The following is a 20,609-nucleotide window of genomic DNA, read 5'->3' on the forward strand; positions in this document are numbered from 1 at the left end:
AAATAATCGAGGAACGGTATGCAAACTCAATCCAATGTATTTCCATCAGACACAACGAGACCGATAGCCCTATATAGCAGCGAGCAAGTCTACGCTATGGAGCAAGCATGGTTTGCAGAAGGTTATGATAGCTTTGGATTAATGAAGCAAGCTGCTTGGCAAATGGCGCAGCATATAGAACAGCTCTATGAGAAAAAATATCTGAAAGCTGGTGCCTCAGCTGATCATAAAGTCTATCGACGTAATGCTTGTCAGCAACGAGCGAGTATCTGGGTAGGAAAGGGGAACAATGGCGGTGACGGTTGGCTTATAGCTTACTATTTGCAGCAGGCAGGCTGGGAGGTAAAAGTAATCGCAGTTGGCTATGCTGCCGAGGATCTAGATACAGATTATCAAGTAGAAATTGCTAACAAAGTAGACAAACACGACGTCGTATCCGATGCTAAGCAAGCGCAACAAATAGCGCTATTTGCTAAGGTAAATTATCAACGCTTTGAGGATAGTAGTGCCAATCGAAGTGAGATAAAAGGAGCGGACTGGCAAGCTGATATTTATATCGATGCATTATTTGGTATCGGACTGGACCGTGCACCTGAAGGTGTTTACGAGCAGGCTATTAGCACCTTTAACAAGGTAGCGCAATCCAATGATGCTTTGGCAATTTCCGTTGATATCCCGAGTGGCTTAGTGGCTTCTACTGGTCAAGTATTTGAGCGCATTGCCATACAAGCTGACGTGACGCTGTGTTTGATCGCCCGTAAATTCGGCTTACATACTAAAGATGGCATGGACTATAGCGGAAGCGTGATTGATATGCCGTTAATACCGACTCAGTCAAACAACTCAGCCGCCACTCTAGTGACTGTAGCGCACGCTTTAAATGCTCGTCGACAGAACAGCTACAAAGGCAGCTATGGTCACGTCTTGGTCATTGGTGGTAATCGAATTGATGGCTCGCAAGGTATGGGCGGGGCAGCCATACTATCTGCCAGTAGTGTCATGGCGACAGGTGCGGGCAAAATTACTGTGGCTTGTCACGATGCCTTTCATGGCGCTTTACTAACGTCATTACCCGATGCGATGACGATTGATTTGCACGATAAAGAAGGGGTGAAAACATTAATTAAGGACGCTAGCGTCGTTACCATTGGCATGGGATTGGGGCGTGACAAAAAGGCGCAAGCATTATTCATTGGTTATGTTCAGGCTGCTATAACAGAGAAGAAGCCACTGGTCATTGATGCAGATGGTCTTTATCATCTGGCATCATTGCAGATGGAGAGTCGTGAGCATCCCCATAAACACGAACTCATCGCTCAGCTGCGACAACACAGCATGGATCATCAGGTTTGTTTGACGCCGCATAGTGGTGAAGCGGCTAGGTTGCTTGATAAGAAAATTAGTGTAGTAGAAGATGACCGATTAGCAGCTATAAAACAGTGTGCTGAAACTTATGGCGGTGATTGGGTGTTAAAAGGCGCTGGTTCATTGGTACTGGAGCAAAGGGTATTAGAACAGAAGGGTTCGCAAGCGCATACTTATGTTTGCGGCGTAGGTAATGCTGGTATGGCCACCGCTGGCATGGGCGATGTATTATCTGGGGTGATTGCTGGGCTGTTGGCACAACAAGATCTAGAAGACGAAGCGCGCTGCTTACACCAAGCGGTTCTGCTGCATGCGCTAGCAGGAGACGCCTTGGTGAATGATACTGACCATTACCAACATAATAGCTCGCTACTGATTGGACAGCGCGGGCTACAAGCGCAAGATATGCCAGCAGCCATTCGTCATGTGATGCAACTGATTGCCAATCAAAATTAAGTAGAGCAGTAGCCGTATTACATCAAGATTAGGTCGTAGAGCCATTACAATACTGAGTGATGGCCTGCTGCACGCGCTCACGCTTAAGCTCGATTTCGCGACCATCTAAGTATTCACGTTTGCCATCACTATCCATCTCATAGATGCGCCCGCCAACGTTTAGATTGGTTAGGTTATTACGCAGTGATTGGCAGCGCTGTGCATTAGCCTGCGCTTCTTGATCCTTAATACGTGCTTCTAGCTGGGCAACGCGCTGTTCTTCTGCACTTTGAGTAGGTGTATTTTGGTTAGCCTCTGTTTTACCCGCTAGCTGACCTGCGTTGTTCTGTCTACCATCGCTACGAAATTCGATCACTTCAATATTTCTACCCTCTTGCGGCGCATGCTGGCTGTACTTCACTTCACCATGCGTACCAATTGATTTATACACTTGGATAGCATGACTGGCATTCATTGACAGCATTATCATACACGCAGTACTGATGCTGATGAGCAGCTTGGCAGGGGTATGTATAGTAGACGTGTATGCCATAGTAGCGGTCCTCTTAAGGGGGTAAAAAATAAAGGTAGATATTTATTTAAAGGCAGTATTTACATTGATAAATAACAATATGAATACAGTAGCGTTTGATTTTAGCAAATAATGCTTATGAATGTACATTATTTAATAACTAATAGTTAGGGGTGGGTTTTAGAAGTTTTTCTTGACAATAGGACTCAAACCATTGAATATAATAGCAGTTGATTGGTCAGTGAGCGGCTTTTATGATATTGCCGTGGCACTTGAGAATGAGAACTACGGGTTACTTATCGGTAGCTTACGTCGTTTTATTTTCTTTGTGATAATGATATGGCAAAAATGATGATCATAGCGATTATTATTAATGACTGTATATGTTGTCTCCGGACTTATCTGTCTACAATGACTAAGATAAACTTATTATTTGAAATACGCTAAGTGTGGATTTTTGCGGTTGTATTGCTTGCATTAAATGCAAAACAATATTTGGTTATGATGTTTTTTATTAGTCTATTATAAGATCAGATGATCTTATGACGTAGTATTGGCTATTAGAATTATTTTATGACTTTAGCTATAGCAGCGCCTCTTTTATAAACACTATCGCTCATAAGTAATAAGCCTCTTTTATAGATGCATTCGCATCTTGTCATGGTATATCGATAAACTCCTGTCACAAAACTGACCCCAAATACATTGCTGTGTTTGAGTATTATCTTGCGTTGTACGACGCGATTACTTAAATATAGTGGGCACACATTCTTGATATGGACAAGGATTGGCAATCATTTTTATAAGATTTAAAATAACGCCCAAACGTGGTTGTTTTCTTTTATAAAATAACGCAAATTCTCGCCGCAAAAAAAGGTGATGACAGTGACGCAAACCACGCAAAGTCCGAATATGACGGGACATACCCAAACAGGTAATGCCGCCAAAAATTTTGAAGAAAAGCAACAACGTCTTGCTGAAGGTAGCAAGCAGCCTGTGATGCTATCTGGTGCTGAGATGCTGGTGCAATCGCTGACGGATGAGGGTGTCAAATATATCTTTGGCTATCCAGGCGGCGCAGTGCTGCACATTTATGACGCGTTGTTTCAGCAAGAAAACATCGAACATATTTTAGTGCGTCATGAGCAAGCAGCCGGCCATATGGCTGATGCTTATTCGCGAGTAACTGGTAACACAGGTGTCGTGCTGGCCACGTCAGGTCCTGGTGCTACCAATACAGTAACTGCGATTGCCACCGCATTCATGGACTCAGTTCCGATGGTGGTGATTTCAGGTCAGGTGCCAAGCAGCCTAATCGGTGAAGATGCGTTCCAAGAAACCGATATGATCGGGGTCTCTCGTCCTATCGTGAAGCATAGCTTTCAAGTACGCCATGCTAGCGAAATTCCAATGATTGTCAAAAAAGCCTTTTTTATTGCGCAGTCTGGTCGTCCAGGTCCTGTCGTCATTGACGTACCAAAAGATATGACCGCGCCTAGCGAAAAATATGCCTATGAATACCCAGAAGAGGTGTTTATACGCTCGTATCAGCCTTCAGTGAAAGGGCATGGCGGCCAAATTAAAAAAGCGGTTGAAACCTTATTATCAGCGCAGCGTCCTGTTATCTATGCTGGCGGTGGCGTGATTTGGAGTAAAGCCCATAAAGAGCTGACCGAACTTGCACATCGTCTAAACTTGCCAGTGACCAATACGCTAATGGGTTTGGGAACATTCCCTGGCTCTGATCGTCAGTTCTTGGGCATGCTCGGTATGCACGGCACTTATGAGGCCAACATGAGCATGCATCATGCAGATGTTATTTTGGCGATTGGTGCGCGTTTTGATGACCGTGTCACCAATAACGTCAAAAAATTCTGCCCGAATGCGACTATTATTCATATCGATATCGATCCAGCTTCTATCTCCAAGACTATTCTTGCCCACATTCCTATCGTTGGTGACGTAAAATCGGTTCTTACGGATATGTTAGAGATCATCGGTGAAGATAAAGAATTGGAGCAGCATGCCTTACTAGATTGGTGGTCACAGATTAATGAATGGCGTAAGCGTCATGGTCTGCGTTATGACACCAGTACCGAAAACGGCATCAAGCCACAAAGTGTCGTACAAGCACTAGACAGAGTGACCAACAGCAACGCCATTATCACCAGTGACGTCGGTCAGCATCAGATGTTTGCCGCGCTTTACTATACTTATCTAGAGCCGGGTCAGTGGCTCAATTCGGGTGGTTTAGGTACGATGGGCGTTGGCTTACCGTATGCAATGGCAGCCAAGCTTGCTAATCCAGATCGTGATGTGGTCTGTATTACTGGCGAAGGCTCTATTCAGATGAATATTCAAGAGCTATCGACATGCCTGCAATATAATCTACCGGTCAAAATCTTGAACCTAAATAACGCTCAGTTAGGTATGGTAAAACAGTGGCAAGACATGCTGTATGAAGGTCGTCATGCGTCATCTTATATGAATTCATTACCAGACTTTGTCAAGCTAGCTGAAAGTTATGGTCATGTTGGTATTAAGATTACTGATCCTGCCACCATGGAAGCACAAATTGCAGAAGCCATGGCAATGAAAGACAAGCTGGTATTTATTGACGTTTATGTCGATCGTAATGAGCATGTGTATCCAATGCAAATCGCTGGACAGACGATGCGTGATATGTGGTTAACCAAAGGGGAGCGTACCTAATGCAACAACAACATCTGATTTCGGTATTGATGGAAAACGAAGCGGGTTCGTTGTCGCGGTTAGTCGGCTTGTTCTCACAACGTGGTTATAATATCGAAACCTTAAACGTCGCCCCAACGGAAGATCCGAGTATTTCGCGTCTGACAGTGACGACGATTACTTCTCCTGAAAGAATTGAGCAGATCACCAAGCAATTGCATAAATTGATTGAAGTGGTTAAAGTGCTTAATCTATCAGACACCGTTCACGTTGAGCGCGAGTTAATGCTAGTCAAAGTTCGCGCAACGGGTAGCGTACGTGAAGAGATCAAACGCAGCGCAGATATTTTCCGTGCACAAATTGTTGACGTCAATGCCAACCTCTATACGATTCAGATCGTTGGTGATACGGCTAAGCTCGATGGTTTTATCGATACTATCGGTCGAGAACGTGTCTTAGAAGTGGTACGTTCGGGTGTGATTGGTATTGCACGTGGAGAAAAAACACTGAGTATTTAATACGCTTAGTGGCTGAGCAACTGAATAGTTAATCAAAATAATTTTAGTTAGAATCTATCTATTTACCATTAACATAACACTTATGTTAGTGACCATTTTACGATAATGGCTACTGCATAAGCGTTTATTATCCATGGCACGCCATGATTGAGGAAAAGGACTCTATTTATGAACGTTTATTATGATAAAGATTGCGATCTATCGATTATCCAAGGCAAAAAAGTTGCGATTATTGGTTACGGTTCACAAGGCCATGCACACGCACTTAACCTACAAGATTCAGATGTCGATGTGACTGTTGGTCTACGCGCAAACTCAAGCTCATGGAAAAAAGCGGAAAACGCTGGTCTAAAGGTTGCTGACGTTGCTGATGCAGTTAAAGCTGCTGACGTGGTTATGATTTTGACCCCTGATGAGTTCCAAAAAGAGCTTTATAACAATGAGATTGAGCCGAACATCAAAGAAGGGGCTACGTTAGCTTTCGCTCATGGTTTCGCGATTCATTATAACCAAGTTGTTCCTCGCAGCGATCTTAATGTCATCATGGTTGCCCCAAAAGCGCCTGGTCACACCGTTCGTAACGAATTCACCAAAGGTGGCGGTATTCCAGATTTGATCGCGATTTATCAAGACGCCTCAGGTCAAGCCAAGCAATTAGCTTTGTCTTACGCAGCTGGAGTTGGTGGTGGTCGTTCAGGCATCATCGAAACCACGTTCAAAGACGAAACTGAAACCGATTTATTTGGCGAGCAGGCCGTACTTTGTGGCGGTGCTGTTGAGCTAGTAAAAATGGGTTTTGAAACGCTAACAGAAGCAGGCTATGCCCCAGAAATGGCTTACTTTGAGTGTTTGCATGAGCTTAAGCTTATCGTTGACCTCATGTATGAAGGCGGTATCGCTGATATGAACTACTCAATCAGTAATAACGCTGAATATGGCGAATATGTGACTGGTCCTGAAGTCATCAATGAGCAATCACGTGAAGCCATGCGTAATGCGCTAAAACGCATCCAATCTGGCGAATACGCAAAAATGTTCATCAGTGAAGGCGCTACTAACTATCCATCAATGACGGCTCGTCGTCGTAACAACGCTGAGCATCAAATCGAAGTGACTGGTGCTAAACTGCGCGGCATGATGCCTTGGATTGGCGGCAACAAAATCATCGATAAAGACAAAAACTAAGTCAATATTTTATGATAATAAGGCTTAAGAAGTCTTAAAGAAACCCGTGTTATCGAGTGATAGCACGGGTTTTTTATTGCTATCAATACAAAGATATTTTTGAAAATGTCTTAATAGTAACGGTTGAAAACTAGCAATAGCACCCAATATAAGCAAGCGTCGTCGGTTCAGTTAGATGACTATGTCGGTGGTTGTTTCTCTTCTTATTTTTTTCCATAGATTACAGGTTGTATGTTGTGCAAATATCTTTTCCAGACTGGCTAACGCCGCAATTCGTGTATATTACTCTTAGTGCTGTCGTGGCTGTTTTGATTTGGATCGAAGGTGAGATGCTCAAAGGCACCGATGGCAAGCTGCCACAATCTAAGTTTTTTCAAATCAGCTCGCTGCTAGACACATCATGGTTTTTTATCTCTGTGGTGATGTTATACGTGATCGATCTAACGCCGTTAGCGGTTGCAGTACCTGCGGCATACGGGATTTATACGGTGTTTGGTTGGGTTTACGGCACCAAATTGTTAAAGCGTAAAGGTATCCCAGATTCACCCAAAGATTTGGTCATACCAGCTAAGTATATTGCTTATAGCCAATCGTTTTCTTTAATATTTTTTGCCCTTTGCTTACTGGTGTTGACCTCACCATGGCTACCTATAGCACAGTAAATGTATGGAAAAAGTGATAGGATCTAATTTTTATTATTGAATATATATAACAAGAATATTAAAATTGACAGTAATAAACAGGGTCTAGAAGAGATAACGAGCCATTAAAGTACGGTGCTAAATGGTGATTAAAGGCTTCTTATATTGTTTACAAAACTCTGTAATTTAATATGTTGCAGTCAAAAAAAACTGTTATAATCAAGCTGTACTCAATGGATTTGAGGCAAAAACCATAAGTTATCTCTTTGATATATTATGAGTTTAAGCCGCCGCATTCAGCAAAAAATCTAGGGTATATATCAATTAATCGGTGATGACACACGTCTCGCCAACAGTTAAAGAGTCAGGAAAATTTATGTCAGATAAAGTTGAAGGCACTGTAAAGTGGTTTAATGAAGCTAAAGGTTTTGGTTTTATCGCTCAAGACAATGGCGGACAAGACGTATTCGCTCACTACAGCGCTATCCAAGGTGGCGGTTTCAAAACCCTAGCTGAAGGCCAAAAAGTATCTTTCATCTTAGGTGATGGCAAAAAAGGCCCACAAGCTGAGCAAATCGAAGCCATCTAATTTTAACGGCTGTTGAGTATCACTGTTAACAGTATTCTCAGCAATGTTAATCTTAACAAGATGTATAGATTTCTTTGTTTGTTAAAACAATAAAAATACTGTTTAGACTTTAAAGAAAAGCAACCTCTCATCAGGTTGCTTTTTTTGTGCCATTTATTTCACATTGAAAATAACTGTCGTTAAATACTAGCGGTTTGAACGGTCGATGATTCCAAATAATGTAACGTATTTACGTAATAAAAATGCAGGAAAGAGGGTATTTTATGAAGTGGCAGACATGGTTTTCAATTGAATGGCAGCAAGTATTGGGTATTTCATTATCAGCGCTTGGGTTTTATTTAGGACTCATGTTATTTACGCGATTGATGGGGCTACGAAGTTTCTCTAAGCTCTCGAGCCATGATTTTGCCATGACAGTTGGTATTGGTAGCATACTGGCCTCAACAGTGTTGTCCGATAGCCCGTCTTTGTTACAAGGCTTATTCGCCGTTGCTGTGCTATTTATGATTCAAGGGGTTATCTCAGTTATCAGACGTAAAGTCAAACCCTTGAAATCCTTGATTGATAATCAGGCCATCATACTAATGGCGCATGGTGAATATTTTTTGGACAACCTAAAAGAAGCGAATTTGAGTACCAGTGATGTGCAAGAAGTACTACGCAAAAATGGGCTCAAATCCAAGAGCGAAGTCTTTGCAGTTATTATGGAAACCACAGGGGACATGAGTGTCATTAAAAATGATAACACCACTCCCGATTGGTCGTTGTTTGATGATATTCGTGATAGTGATTTGTTGATTAAGCCTGATAAAAGCACTTTATAAAGTGTTTTAAGCGCATAAAAAGCTTTGAGGTGATAAATAATAACAAAACGTTAAGTAAGTAAGGCGATGATAATGCTATAAAGGGCAAAAGGTTAAGCCCCTTATTAGAACGAAACCGTAAATAATAGGTCTATAAACTATTTTTTTAATAATAGTGACAAATTTATGACGCATTATTCACGGCACTGCCTTGACCTTAAGGCGCTGCTCGCGCAAGATAGATAGGTCTGATAATAACGGTTGGCTTAGCTTTAACAGATTTGATGAGTAGGGAATAGTAGACCGATACCCTTTGGTATTGTTTTGGCATTTCTGACTATTAATTTGCTGTTGAGGCAGTAACGACCTTAAGTAGCACTTTGAACGACGATTTGAACGACAGTTTAAAAGATGAACCTTTGGTTCTTAACTGACAATTTTTTAATTCATAACATTAATAAACGAGGAACGTATGAAAGCATTAGTAGCGGTCAAGCGTGTCATTGATTATAACGTAAAAGTTCGTGTAAAAGCTGATAACTCTGGCGTAGATCTATCTAACACTAAGATGTCAATCAACCCTTTTGATGAAATTGCAGTAGAAGAAGCCGTTCGTCTAAAAGAAGCGGGTGTGATTGATGAAATCATTGTGGCATCAATTGGTCCAAAAGAGTCACAAGAGCAAATCCGTGCAGCGCTAGCATTGGGTGCTGATCGTGGTGTTTTAGTATTGACTGACGCCAAGCCTTATCCACTGCAAATCGCTAAGATTCTGAAAAGCATTGCTGAGTCTGAATCTACAGATATTATCCTATTGGGTAAGCAAGCGATTGATGACGACAACAACCAGACTGGTCAGATGCTAGCCGCATTGATGGGCATTGGTCAGGGTACGTTTGCCTCAGAAGTGAAAGTTGAAGGCGATAAAGTTAACGTCACACGTGAAATTGATGGTGGTTTACAAACGCTTGCACTTGACCTGCCAGCGGTGATTACGACTGATTTACGTTTGAATGAGCCACGTTATGCCAAACTGCCTAACATCATGAAAGCGAAGAAAAAGCCACTTGATGAAAAAACGCCAGCTGATTTTGGTGTTGATATGGCTTCTAAGCAAGAGATTATTAAAGTTGTGCCACCTGCTGAACGTAAAGCTGGTATTACAGTGAAGTCAGTTGATGAATTGGTCGATAAGCTAAGAAACGAAGCAAAAGTAATCTAGTACTTTGTTATAGCGTATTCTGTGTAAAATTATCATGACGCTGCTCGTGTATTTTAAAGCTAAGCGTACGAATAATTTTACGAACAGATGACCACATGAATAGATGATACGAACAAATAAAGGATAAAAACAATGGCAATTTTGGTATATGCAGAACATGACAATGCCAGTCTAAAAAAGGCAACTTTAAACACTATCGCTGCTGCTAAACAAATGGGTAGTGATGTCCATGTATTGGTCGCCGGTAGTGGCGCGCAAGCAGTGGCTGATGAAGCAGCAAAAGCTGAAGGCGTGGCTAAAGTATTATTGGCTGATAATGCAGCTTATGAGCATCAATTGGCTGGCAACATAGCGCTATTGGTTGCTGATATTGCTGGTGATTACAGCCATATCATTGCACCTGCTACAACGACTGGCAAAAACTTTATGCCACGTGTTGCGGCATTACTTGATGTGAGCATGTTGTCAGAAATCTCTGCTGTCGTAGATGCGCAAACTTTTGAGCGTCCTATCTATGCAGGCAACGCAACAGCGACTGTTAAAACATCAGAAGATAAAGTGGTATTGACTGTACGTACGACCGCATTTGATCCAGTCGCGAGCGAAGGTGGTTCAGCCACAGTTGAAGCAATCGATAACGTACAAGAAACAGGTAAATCAAGCTTTGTTAACGAAGAGATGGCGAAATCTGACCGTCCTGAATTGACCTCAGCTGGTATTGTTGTCTCTGGTGGTCGTGCATTGGCCAATGGTGAAAACTTCACCAAGTACATCGAGCCATTAGCCGACAAATTAGGCGCAGCGGTTGGTGCATCACGTGCTGCTGTTGATGCAGGCTATGTACCAAACGATATGCAGGTCGGTCAAACGGGTAAAATCGTTGCACCGGATCTATATATCGCTGCTGGTATCTCAGGCGCGATTCAGCATTTGGCTGGTATGAAAGATTCTAAAGTCATCGTTGCTATTAACAATGACCCAGAAGCGCCTATCGCTAGCGTTGCTGATTACTTCTTAGAAGCTGATTTGTTTGAAGCATTGCCTGAGCTAACCAGCAAGGTGTAAGCTTGAACGATTAAGCGTCTGATATCGCTTAATCTATGATAAATCGTAAAGCCTCCGATTCAATGAATCGGGGGCTTTTTTATTGGATATTTTAGATGCTGATATTTTCTATAGTCAGGTCAATATAAAAAAGAGACAGCGTGACTGGTATAAATTTTTCGTAGCCTCTGTCTGCGTAGGCACAGCAAGCAAGAAAAGTTTGTGCCAGTCACGCATCATAATGTCATGTACCCATTTTATTTAGTATCAACTATATGCCACTTTTTATATCGCTGTAATTTAGCTTGTTTTTATTACTATTCTCAAAACGGTAATACGCCTTAGATTTTATAAGACTTATCAAAGTGAGGGTACACGCTAGTCAAATCGATAAATGTCAGCTACTATACTGATACTATCATTTGATTTGTATTTTTTCAGATTGATCTGACTATAGATGACTAAATGATAGACCAATTAATTAGTACGTTAAGGGATTAGGAGATACTAATGGAGGCAGGATTAAACATGTCAGAACGCTTACCTCAAGAATGGAATGATTGGGTAACAACGAATATGATGCGCGGTGTTCGAGCAGAGATAATCGTTCAAACACTAAAGGATAATCACTTTTCAGACGCTCAAATCAAAGTCGCACTGAGTGATGATTTTAAGGTAGCAGCAAACGACAGTAAACAACCGATTCGTAGGCTACCAAATAATTGGAAAGAATGGGTCGCTACCAATTTGCTTGAAGGCACGAGTAAAAACAGTATTGCGAACGTATTGACGCAGCAAGGGTTTAGTCATGCGGAGATATTACTAGAAATAGAAACGGCTTCTAAAAGTCCTTACCTACAGGCAGGCGTTAAAGCCGCTAAGCTCCTAAAAAAACGAGAATGGTTGCTTAGCACCTGCGATGACTTGGCCAAGTTAGATCCTGGTTATAATCAGAAAATTGATGTGATCGATACGCCACCGTTTGAGGTGTTTATCAAAGATTACTATAGTAAACATAAGCCTGTGGTACTAAAAAAAGGCATTGACCATTGGCCAGCACTAAAAAAATGGAGCCCACAGTATTTTGCAGATACGTTGGGGGATGCAGAAATTCAGGTGCAGTTCAACCGCGAGAATGATGCGCTTTTTGAACGTCATTCTGATAAGTATCGTAAATCAATGCTGATGTCTGAATTTATTAATATAATAGAAAATGACGGCGAAAGTAACAACTATTATATGACTGCTAATAATACGCAACAAAACGTTGAAACCATTAAACCGGCACTCGATGACATCGGTGATTTTGGTAAAGGTTATCGACAGCTTTTAGACAATGATGCGGCCTTTAGTACGTATTTTTGGATGGGACCCAAAGGAACCTTTACACCGCTACACCACGATTTGACCAATAATATGCTGGTTCAAGTATATGGTGCTAAGAAAGTAACATTGATTCCAGCATGGCAAGTACCTTGGTTATACAATGATTTACACGTATATAGTGAAGTAAATTTTCCTACTTTTGATCTGAAGAAACATCCTTTGATGCGGCATGTGACTCCAGTTGAAATCACTATTGAAGCTGGCGATGCATTATTCATTCCTATCGGGTGGTGGCATTGTGTGAATGGACTGGAAAAATCTATTAGTATTAGTTTTACTAACTTTAATGCACCGAACAACTATTCCGCGAGCTTTATGGAAGCACAAAATTGATGTGTATGTAGAGTTGAGTGAATCAGATCTAAATAAAAAAAAGACTGAATAAATATATTTATCCAGTCTTTTTTTTATCAATCTTTTATCTGTACTACATAAATGACAGTGCGCTTTAAGAGTAGCTTCTTTGACGTAGCGTTTCATATAAGCATAATGAGCCTGCAATGGCGACATTGAGGCTTTCTTGACCATTGGGCTGTGGTAGAGCGATAGGGGTGGCACACTGCATCAGTTCATCGCAAACGCCTTGACCTTCATGTCCCATAATCCAAGCGATTGGCTCTTTCAAGTCATGTTGATAAATAATCGTATCGGTATGTGAACTGGTCGCTAAAAGTGGTACTTGGACATAATCTAAGATGTCTTGCACACTTAGACCTTCATAGATAGTTAGGGCAAACTGCGCACCCATACCTGCTCTTAGCGTCTTAGGAGACCATGCTTGTGCTGTGGCATCGGTACAGAGTATGTTCTTAATGCCAACTGCTGCTGCGGTGCGTAGTAATGTACCAACATTACCACTGTCTTGAACATCATTCAGAATCAGGCAGTCATCATTAATTATCGCTAAGCTAGGCGTCGGTATATTGATAAGCGCCATAATATCGATACCCGTACCCAAGCTACGAATACTCTCATATAGCGAGTCTGATAGCGTTAGAATAGGCGTATAGGTTGGCAGACGAGTTAAAACCTGCTGTACCTCAGAATGGTTATGGGCGGATTCTGCTAGCAATATTTGGGTAAATGGGTAGTCGCTACGCAGAGCTGCATCGATGAGATGAATTCCTTCGATGACAGTTTGACCTTGTTTTTTACGCTGTCGAGCTTGCGCCAATAGGGCCTTGACCAGCTTGACCGTCGTATTTTTATCTGAGGTAATCAGCTCGGTGGGATTTGCTACCATAATGGATCGCTTAGAAAAAAAGATAGAGAATTTGGACACTCATTATAAATCAACATCAGTGATGGACATTATAATGAGTGTTGCCGGACTGGTTTGGCTGACTTATTGACCAGCATGCTTCACATGTAAGTCTTTAATATAATTGACTTCATTCTTGCTACCGAGTACCACTGGGACGCGTTGATGAATATCCGTCGGTTCGATATCTAGGATACGATGGACAGCATCAGTAGCACCGCCACCAGCACGCTCGATTAATAAGCTCATTGGGTTGGCTTCATACATCAAGCGCAATTTCCCTGCTTTGTGAGCGTATTTGGTATCAAACGGATAAGTGAAGAGACCACCGCGGCATAAGATACGGTGCACATCACCAACCATGGCGGCAACCCAGCGGGTGTTAAAATCGCGACCACGCACACCAGCTTCGCCAGCAATCAGTTCATCGATATACTGTTGCATGGGCGCGCGCCAGTAGCGATAATTTGAGCTATTGATAGCATACTCGCTTGTATCAGCATCGATTTGGACATGGTCTTCAATGAGTACATAATCATTGGTGTCTGGATCTAAGCTAAACATGACAACGTTATCTGCTATGGTCAATGCTAGGACGGTAGAAGTGCCGTATAACAAATAGCCAGCTGCTAGCTGCTTATTACCCGCTTGCAAATAATCGCTATTTTCACTTGTTTGACCTTGACGCTCATACGGCAAAATAGAGAAAATAGTGCCCACTGCCATATTGATGTCGATATTTGATGAGCCATCAAGGGGGTCGAACAATACCAAAAGACTGCCATCAGCATTGGCGGCGGTAGCATCATCAAGCTCTTCTGAGGCAACACCTGCGCAATGGGTGTTTTTTTCCAACGCATCAAGCAATAAATCATTTGCCAGTACGTCTAGCTTTTTTTGCTCTTCGCCTTGGACGTTTTGATTGCCGGCTTCACCCAAGATATCTGCCAATGCCCCTTTTCTAAGCAACTGCGAAATAGTTTTGCCAACGTCTGTGACCGTCATAATGACGTCATTCAATGCAGGGCTGGTCGCATTGGCGTTTAAATAGTGTGCTAAGGTCGTCATGAGGCTTCCTAATAAATGGCCTAGAAATTTGAAAAAAGATAAGCGCTAAAGCAGTTTGCAGGTAGCATTAACCACTCTTGGAGCAGGTAAATATTTAAATAGGTGGTACGGCGTCTTTGTCCCACACACAAAATCAGCTACACTATCTCTGTTATTATTCATTGATAGTTTTAGAGAACTGGTTTTTTATTGTGGTGGGTATAGGTCTATGACTATTATCTAATAGCGCTGCCGAACTTGTTTTACATCGCTTATACTATTAGGGTAAATTGTAGCAAATAAGCGCCTAAATGTCCCTGTATCTGTGCGTATCCGCTATAAATGAACAAACAAAGATGAATAATCCGTTATTATTGACTCATATAAACCAACGATAAAGACTTGTCATTATGTCAAATTCTATTGATAGTAGCGCAACACACAGCATCTCACCGACAGATTATGCCAAATTCGACCCCGATACCATTCATCAAAAACTAAATACCTCGTTGAGTCGTCCACAGCTTAATACAGATGGCGGCATCCGGCATTTTTTGGGCGTAGAAGGGTTAAATAAAGCCCAATTGCAGGCGATTATTGCCAAAGCTGAGACATTTTTTGATGATAATGGACAACTAATCAATCGTCCTGAGCTGGAAGGCTACACGGTGATGAATCTGTTTTTTGAACCCTCAACGCGCACGCGTACGACCTTTGAAGTGGCAGAAAAACGTCTGGGTGCCAATGTGCTCAATATCGATATTGAACGCTCTAGCACCAAAAAAGGGGAAAGCCTGCGAGATACCTTGTGGAACTTACAAGCCATGACGGCGGATATTTTCGTCGTACGCCACTCTGCTTCAGGCGCTGCCCACTTTATGGCGACCGAAGTCACACCAGACATTGCTATCATCAATGGCGGTGATGGCTGGCATGCCCATCCGACCCAAGGGATGCTGGATATGCTCACCATTCACCGTGAAGCGCCGCGTCCTTTTGAAGAATTATCGGTGGCAATCGTTGGGGATATAAAGCATTCACGCGTCGCGCGCTCGGACATCAGCGCCTTGCAAACGCTAGGCGTTACAGATATTCGCGTCTGCGCACCACGTACATTGCTGCCCAAAGGCATTGAGCGTTTTGGTGTGCAAGTTTATGAAAACATGGATGAGTGTGTGACAGACTGCGATGTGATTATGGGCTTGAGAATTCAAAACGAACGTATTGGCTCGCCATTACTGGCGTCATCAAATGAATACTATAAGCACTATGGCATCACTCCAGAGCGGGTCGCACTTGCTAAACCTGATGCGTTGGTGATGCACCCAGGGCCTATGAATCGTGGGGTGGAGATTGCCTCTAGCGTTGCCGATGGGGCACAATCTGTGATTTTAAAGCAGGTGAATAACGGTATTGCTATTCGTATGGCGGTATTGTCGCTTGCGATGGAAGGTCAACGCGCTCATCAAGCAGCTGGTAAGTAATCGCTGCTGCGCTGTTTTATTCTCACTTATTTTATTGATACGGTAATAACGCTCATGTCTACTATGCTCAATACTGATGCACCGCTCATTGACCATCTCCCTGATACTTTTAAAGCATCACTTTCAGATACTGCGAGAGATAAGCTGGCTAGCCTTGAGGCTGGACGCGAGATGTGGTTACTGCCACCGTTGGTTGATTTGTGTGCCCGTCTACGTGAACCAGGCCAACAACAACACGGTACGCTAAAGTCAGAAGGTTGCGCTGCTCGAGCCAATGGTTTTTTGCATGTAGTGACGCCACCCGATACCAATCCTATCTTAGAAAACGGCTCGCTGTTAAAAGGTTTGCGTGAGCGCGCGCTTGAAGATGGCGGTATTTATTTGCATATCTTGGGTGCACTAACGGCAGGTTTGGAAGGTGAGCGTCCGTCTAATATCGCAGGACTCAAAAAAGGGGGCTGTATTGCGGTCTCTAATGCGCGTAGACCTTTTGCCAATGATTTGGTATTGCTGCGTACTTTAGAATATGCTGCAACCTTTGGGATGAAAGTTTTCTTTTATCCTGACGAGTCCAGTCTGTCAGGAGATGGGGTGGCACATGAGGGCTATATTGCCTCATATCATGGACTAAAAGGTATTCCATGGATTGCAGAGACTGTGGCCTTGTCTACTCAGCTATTAATGGTCGAAGAAACGGGAATAGCCGCGCATTTTAGCCAATTGTCATGTAAGTCCTCCATCGAGCTAATGCGCTGGGCGAAGGATAAAGGGTTGCCGGTTACTTGTGATGTGGCCATGCATCAGTTGTATTTAACCGATGACAATTTAGAGGGTTTTAACGCCCAAGCTTACGTGTTACCGCCACTGCGCAGTAATACAGATCAGCAAGCCATCCGTCGTGGATTAAGAGATGGCACCATTGATGCGATTTGTAGTCATCATGAGCCATTGAACAGTACTGCCAAAAAAGCGCCCTTTGCCGATTGTACTCCCGGTATTTCAAACTTTGATACCTTTATGGCGCTGGCATGTCAACTGGTCAATGATGACGTACTAACGCTAGAGCAGTTGGTCGATAAAATCTGTCTGAATCCTGCAAAAATCGCTGGCATTAGCACGCAATATGAACACATTGGCGGTGCCGTATTGGTCGATCCGAATATCGAGTGGCAAGTCACTGCGCAATCGATGCTGTCAAATGGTAAAAACACGCCGTTCTTTAATCAGAAATTGCAAGGGCGCGTCGTGGAGACGTTCTTTGGCTAATTTTCCCCATCGGGACGAGGATTTACAGACATCTTCGAAGGCTAATCGCCATGACCGGTCAAGTCATGACGATAGGTTGCGCGGTGAATCTAGTGAGTCGATTAAAGCGGTAGCTGTCTATGAAGTGGCTAAAGGGGTCAGTGCGCTACTCGGGGCAGTCGCGTTATGGTTATGGCATACTGACCTTGAGCGTTGGCTCGCCACTGCCACAGAAACTTGGCAGCAGAACTTGGGTCATTTCCTTGCACCGCAAATCGACAGCACCGTGCGGATTGCCCAGCAGGCAAGTAAAAATTGGCCTTTATTTCTATTATTTATATTTGTCTATGCAGCAATACGTTTCATTGAAGCTTATGGCTTGTGGCAAGATAAGACATGGGCCTATTGGTTCAGTGTCATCGGCTACGGAATATTTATTCCCATAGAACTGTATTATCTGATCGCCCGTCCCTTTGACTGGTTTAAGCTGGCTATTTTTATTTTAAACATTGTCATCGTTATTGTGGTGTATCGTAATATGAAGCAAAAAGGTTTGATATAGTAGGCGTTTGTATATAAGTAGGAGTCCACACGATCAACTCTTTGATGGTGTGGACTTTGATATTAAAGAAAAGTAAAAATTTATATCAATTAAAATATTAAGCTTTTTTGAGGACTGTTTATTTATTAATCTTCATCTTCATATTCACTTTTCCAGTCAGGCTCAATTTCACCAAAATTAGCTTGTCCTATAGTTTCTAGAACTTCAATGTCAGAAAATTCAATATTATCAAAGTCTTGAGAAAAGTCTCCAGTAAGAGTTAGTAAAATATCAGTATGATAATCTTCAATGGTAGTACAAACATTAGTTCCGATACCAACATAATCTTTATCTATCGAGTCTCGTACTGAAAAATCAAAGCTAGCCTCAACTTCAACTTTAACCGTTGTTCCTACTTTCAGAACTATTGATTCATCGTTTATGCTTATAACTCTAATTTTGACGAGTCCTTCTTGATCCTTATCTAGATAATGAGATATATAAGCAGCAGAAGTATCTTCCCATTCAAAGCTTAAATATGAGCTGGCTTCAATCCAAATATCATAACCATCAATACTATCTATGATTGCCTGCTCGATTTCTTGGAGAACATAGTTGTTATTATCGAGTAGAGAGCCTTTTCTTATATTTTCAATAATACTTGCAACCTTGTTATGAGGCTGAAATTTTTCCAGTGCTTCTGCTAGTGAAGATACTAATGTGATCCTATTTGAACCTTCAGAGTAGTTTTTCCACCCATTATCTTCACTAACGGCAATAATATTTATGTCGTTTCTTTCAGCCCATCCTTCAAGAGATAACAATGCAATAGCATCCGGAAACTCATTTTTTTTATCTTTTTTATCTTCAAAAGGAGCTTCAGTAGAAAAGTACATTCTCGTTAAAAGAGAAAGATCAGTGTGTTTTTCTGAATCTACTATTTCAGCACCGATAAGCTCATAATATTCTTTTAATCTCGCTTCTGCTATTTCAGCTTCACTACCATCTATCGAAAGTAATTCTCGTGCGTTTTCTATAACATCAGATTTTATCTTTAACTGTTTATTCGCAGACCTCAACGTTTGCCCAATAGCAGTGCGAGTCTTTGTTATTTCTTGACCAATATGATTGATAGCTTCGTTATGTACTATATCGGTTTGAAGGACTCTTACAGGGCTTTCTTTAAACTGTTTCATCTGGGCAAGTAAACCTTCATCAAATTTATAACCCTCGCTCTTAAACGTCGAGTTATCAATAGTAATTGCACCAAAATCTAACTCTATTGCGCTCATAATATCTCCAAATTTTGTCATGTATTACTTGAACTATACTGTTTTTTCGTCATCCGTACGAATGCTTTTGGCGACTTTGCCGACGCTCAAGCCTTGCACCAAGATGGAGAAAATGACGACGGCATAAGTAAGTGCCAATAAGATATCGCGCTCTGTGCCTATAGGCAGTTGTAGTACTAGGGCAACCGAGATACCACCGCGCAATCCGCCCCATGTCAGCACTTTCCATGCACCAGCTGGCAAGTTAAGTTGACGGCTAAAGGTCTTAGTAGTCATGCCAACCACGATCAGCCTTGCTAGTAGAGCGATGATAATGGTCAGACCACCTGCGATAAATAAGTTACCCGAATAGGCGATTATCACAACTTCAAGACCAATCAAAACAAACAAAATAGCGTTGAGAATTTCGTCTATTAACTCCCAAAACAAATCAATATAGTGGCGAGTCTTATCACTCATCGCCAGCTCGCGACCGCGGTTGCCGACCATTAATCCCATCATTACCATGGCTAGGGGCCCTGATAAATGCCAATGACTGGCCAGCGCGTAGCCGCCTATGACGCCCGCTAACGTTAATAGCACCTCTTCTTGGTAACTATCAATGCTCTTTAGTAAATAATACAAAATCGCACCTAGCACTAAGCCAAAGACAACACCGCCACCAGCCTCGACAGCCAAGGTATGTGCTACATAATTAGCGGTCGGAATATCACCGCTAGACAAAATCCCAAGCAGCAAGACAAAAATAACGACGCCGATGCCATCATTGAATAAGGACTCACCAGCAATGACCGTTTCTATACTTTTTGGCGCACCAGCCGATGCAAGGATACCCATGACCGCAATTGGATCAGTCGGTGATATTAAAGCACCAAACAATAAGCACCACAAAAAAGGTAGGCCAAAGTCAAATAGGGGCAGCATAAAATACAGGGCAGTGGCAATGAGTAACGATGACACTATGGTGCCGATACCTGCAAGAATACCAATGGGTAATTTATAACGTTTTAAATCACTAATATTGACGTGCAACGCTGCTGCAAATAACAGCATAGAAAGCATGCCATCGAGCAGTACTTCAGTAAAATCAAGCTGCTCTAATAAGCTGACCTCATAATCAATGAGCTGGTCAAAGCCTAAAAAGCCCAAAAAAATCGCGCCGATAGATAAGAGAATGGAGATGACCATAACACCAATGGTGGTGGGCAAACCAATAAAGCGATGATTAACATAGGTCAATAAAGCGGTAATAGATAAAAAAATCGCGCTGATTTCAAGGATGGTCAGACTGGTGGTAGATGCCATGAAAGAAGTCTCAGGGTGAATGT

The 20,609-nt window shown here is 42.3% G+C and carries 19 protein-coding genes; 14 read left to right on the forward strand and 5 right to left on the reverse strand.

Features of this window, described 5'->3' with window-relative positions:
- Positions 1-18: 18 nt before the first annotated feature.
- Positions 19-1,821: an NAD(P)H-hydrate dehydratase gene (locus tag AAEY72_RS11955; protein WP_352310658.1), complete on the forward strand. Its 1,803-nt coding sequence runs from the start codon at positions 19-21 to the stop codon at positions 1,819-1,821.
- Between the two features lie 28 nt (positions 1,822-1,849).
- Here AAEY72_RS11955 and AAEY72_RS11960 read toward each other — a convergent pair whose 3' ends face one another.
- The gene (locus AAEY72_RS11960; protein ID WP_010196759.1) at positions 1,850-2,353 is read right to left on the reverse strand and encodes a DUF4124 domain-containing protein; all 504 of its coding nucleotides are present in this window, start codon (positions 2,351-2,353) and stop codon (positions 1,850-1,852) included.
- 193 nt (positions 2,354-2,546) lie between these two features.
- On the opposite strand from AAEY72_RS11960, the gene AAEY72_RS11965 reads away from it, so the two are divergent.
- From AAEY72_RS11965 to AAEY72_RS12010, 10 genes are all read left to right on the forward strand, one after another.
- Entirely contained in the window at positions 2,547-2,684 is a 138-nt protein-coding gene (locus AAEY72_RS11965) for a hypothetical protein (RefSeq protein WP_157824073.1), read from the forward strand.
- 527 nt (positions 2,685-3,211) lie between these two features.
- A complete protein-coding gene (locus AAEY72_RS11970; protein WP_352310659.1) occupies positions 3,212-5,044 on the forward strand; it encodes an acetolactate synthase 3 large subunit in 1,833 nt (610 codons plus the stop codon).
- The gene (ilvN, locus tag AAEY72_RS11975) at positions 5,044-5,541 is read left to right on the forward strand and encodes an acetolactate synthase small subunit (RefSeq protein ID WP_010196775.1); all 498 of its coding nucleotides are present in this window, start codon (positions 5,044-5,046) and stop codon (positions 5,539-5,541) included. Before AAEY72_RS11970 ends, ilvN begins: the two co-directional genes overlap by 1 nt.
- 168 nt (positions 5,542-5,709) lie before the next feature.
- On the forward strand, positions 5,710-6,726 hold the full coding sequence (ilvC, locus tag AAEY72_RS11980) for a ketol-acid reductoisomerase (RefSeq protein WP_352310660.1): 1,017 nt from the start codon (positions 5,710-5,712) through the stop codon (positions 6,724-6,726).
- A 236-nt stretch (positions 6,727-6,962) separates the two neighbouring features.
- Positions 6,963-7,388 carry a hypothetical protein gene (locus tag AAEY72_RS11985; RefSeq protein ID WP_189586300.1) on the forward strand — a complete coding sequence of 142 codons (426 nt, stop codon included), beginning with the start codon at positions 6,963-6,965 and terminating at the stop codon, positions 7,386-7,388.
- 355 nt (positions 7,389-7,743) lie between these two features.
- On the forward strand, positions 7,744-7,956 hold the full coding sequence (locus AAEY72_RS11990; RefSeq protein ID WP_010196799.1) for a cold-shock protein: 213 nt from the start codon (positions 7,744-7,746) through the stop codon (positions 7,954-7,956).
- 263 nt (positions 7,957-8,219) lie between these two features.
- On the forward strand, positions 8,220-8,780 hold the full coding sequence (locus AAEY72_RS11995) for a DUF421 domain-containing protein (RefSeq protein ID WP_240216613.1): 561 nt from the start codon (positions 8,220-8,222) through the stop codon (positions 8,778-8,780).
- A gap of 451 nt (positions 8,781-9,231) precedes the next feature.
- Positions 9,232-9,981 (forward strand): electron transfer flavoprotein subunit beta/FixA family protein, encoded by a 750-nt coding sequence (locus tag AAEY72_RS12000; protein WP_010196801.1) that lies wholly within the window; start codon positions 9,232-9,234, stop codon positions 9,979-9,981.
- 132 nt (positions 9,982-10,113) lie between these two features.
- Positions 10,114-11,046 (forward strand): electron transfer flavoprotein subunit alpha/FixB family protein, encoded by a 933-nt coding sequence (locus AAEY72_RS12005; protein ID WP_010196802.1) that lies wholly within the window; start codon positions 10,114-10,116, stop codon positions 11,044-11,046.
- 507 nt (positions 11,047-11,553) lie between these two features.
- Positions 11,554-12,744 (forward strand): cupin-like domain-containing protein, encoded by a 1,191-nt coding sequence (locus AAEY72_RS12010; RefSeq protein WP_352310661.1) that lies wholly within the window; start codon positions 11,554-11,556, stop codon positions 12,742-12,744.
- Positions 12,745-12,859: 115 nt separating this feature from the next.
- Here AAEY72_RS12010 and AAEY72_RS12015 read toward each other — a convergent pair whose 3' ends face one another.
- Positions 12,860-13,654 (reverse strand): TrmH family RNA methyltransferase, encoded by a 795-nt coding sequence (locus AAEY72_RS12015; RefSeq protein WP_240216611.1) that lies wholly within the window; start codon positions 13,652-13,654, stop codon positions 12,860-12,862.
- Between the two features lie 102 nt (positions 13,655-13,756).
- A complete protein-coding gene (locus AAEY72_RS12020) occupies positions 13,757-14,740 on the reverse strand; it encodes a class 1 fructose-bisphosphatase (RefSeq protein ID WP_352310662.1) in 984 nt (327 codons plus the stop codon).
- Positions 14,741-15,129: 389 nt separating this feature from the next.
- Between AAEY72_RS12020 and AAEY72_RS12025 the strand changes: the two genes are divergently transcribed.
- From AAEY72_RS12025 to AAEY72_RS12035, 3 genes are read left to right on the forward strand one after another with little or no spacing between them, the layout of a single operon-like run.
- A complete protein-coding gene (locus tag AAEY72_RS12025) occupies positions 15,130-16,203 on the forward strand; it encodes an aspartate carbamoyltransferase catalytic subunit (RefSeq protein ID WP_352310663.1) in 1,074 nt (357 codons plus the stop codon).
- A gap of 54 nt (positions 16,204-16,257) precedes the next feature.
- Positions 16,258-17,469 (forward strand): dihydroorotase, encoded by a 1,212-nt coding sequence (locus AAEY72_RS12030; protein WP_502945376.1) that lies wholly within the window; start codon positions 16,258-16,260, stop codon positions 17,467-17,469.
- The gene (locus AAEY72_RS12035; protein ID WP_352310664.1) at positions 17,462-18,010 is read left to right on the forward strand and encodes a DUF2127 domain-containing protein; all 549 of its coding nucleotides are present in this window, start codon (positions 17,462-17,464) and stop codon (positions 18,008-18,010) included. The genes AAEY72_RS12030 and AAEY72_RS12035 overlap by 8 nt, the downstream gene beginning before the upstream one ends.
- A gap of 125 nt (positions 18,011-18,135) precedes the next feature.
- Here the strand turns inward: AAEY72_RS12035 and AAEY72_RS12040 are convergent, their stop codons facing one another.
- Together AAEY72_RS12040 and AAEY72_RS12045 are read right to left on the reverse strand one after the other, a co-directional pair.
- Positions 18,136-19,281 (reverse strand): PIN domain-containing protein, encoded by a 1,146-nt coding sequence (locus AAEY72_RS12040; RefSeq protein WP_352310665.1) that lies wholly within the window; start codon positions 19,279-19,281, stop codon positions 18,136-18,138.
- A 33-nt stretch (positions 19,282-19,314) separates the two neighbouring features.
- Positions 19,315-20,586 carry a cation:proton antiporter gene (locus AAEY72_RS12045; RefSeq protein ID WP_352310666.1) on the reverse strand — a complete coding sequence of 424 codons (1,272 nt, stop codon included), beginning with the start codon at positions 20,584-20,586 and terminating at the stop codon, positions 19,315-19,317.
- Positions 20,587-20,609: the final 23 nt, after the last annotated feature.

Origin of the sequence: Psychrobacter sp. W2-37-MNA-CIBAN-0211, from assembly GCF_040309405.1 — a bacterium.
In the GTDB taxonomy this organism is placed as follows: Bacteria; Pseudomonadota; Gammaproteobacteria; order Pseudomonadales; family Moraxellaceae; genus Psychrobacter; species Psychrobacter glaciei.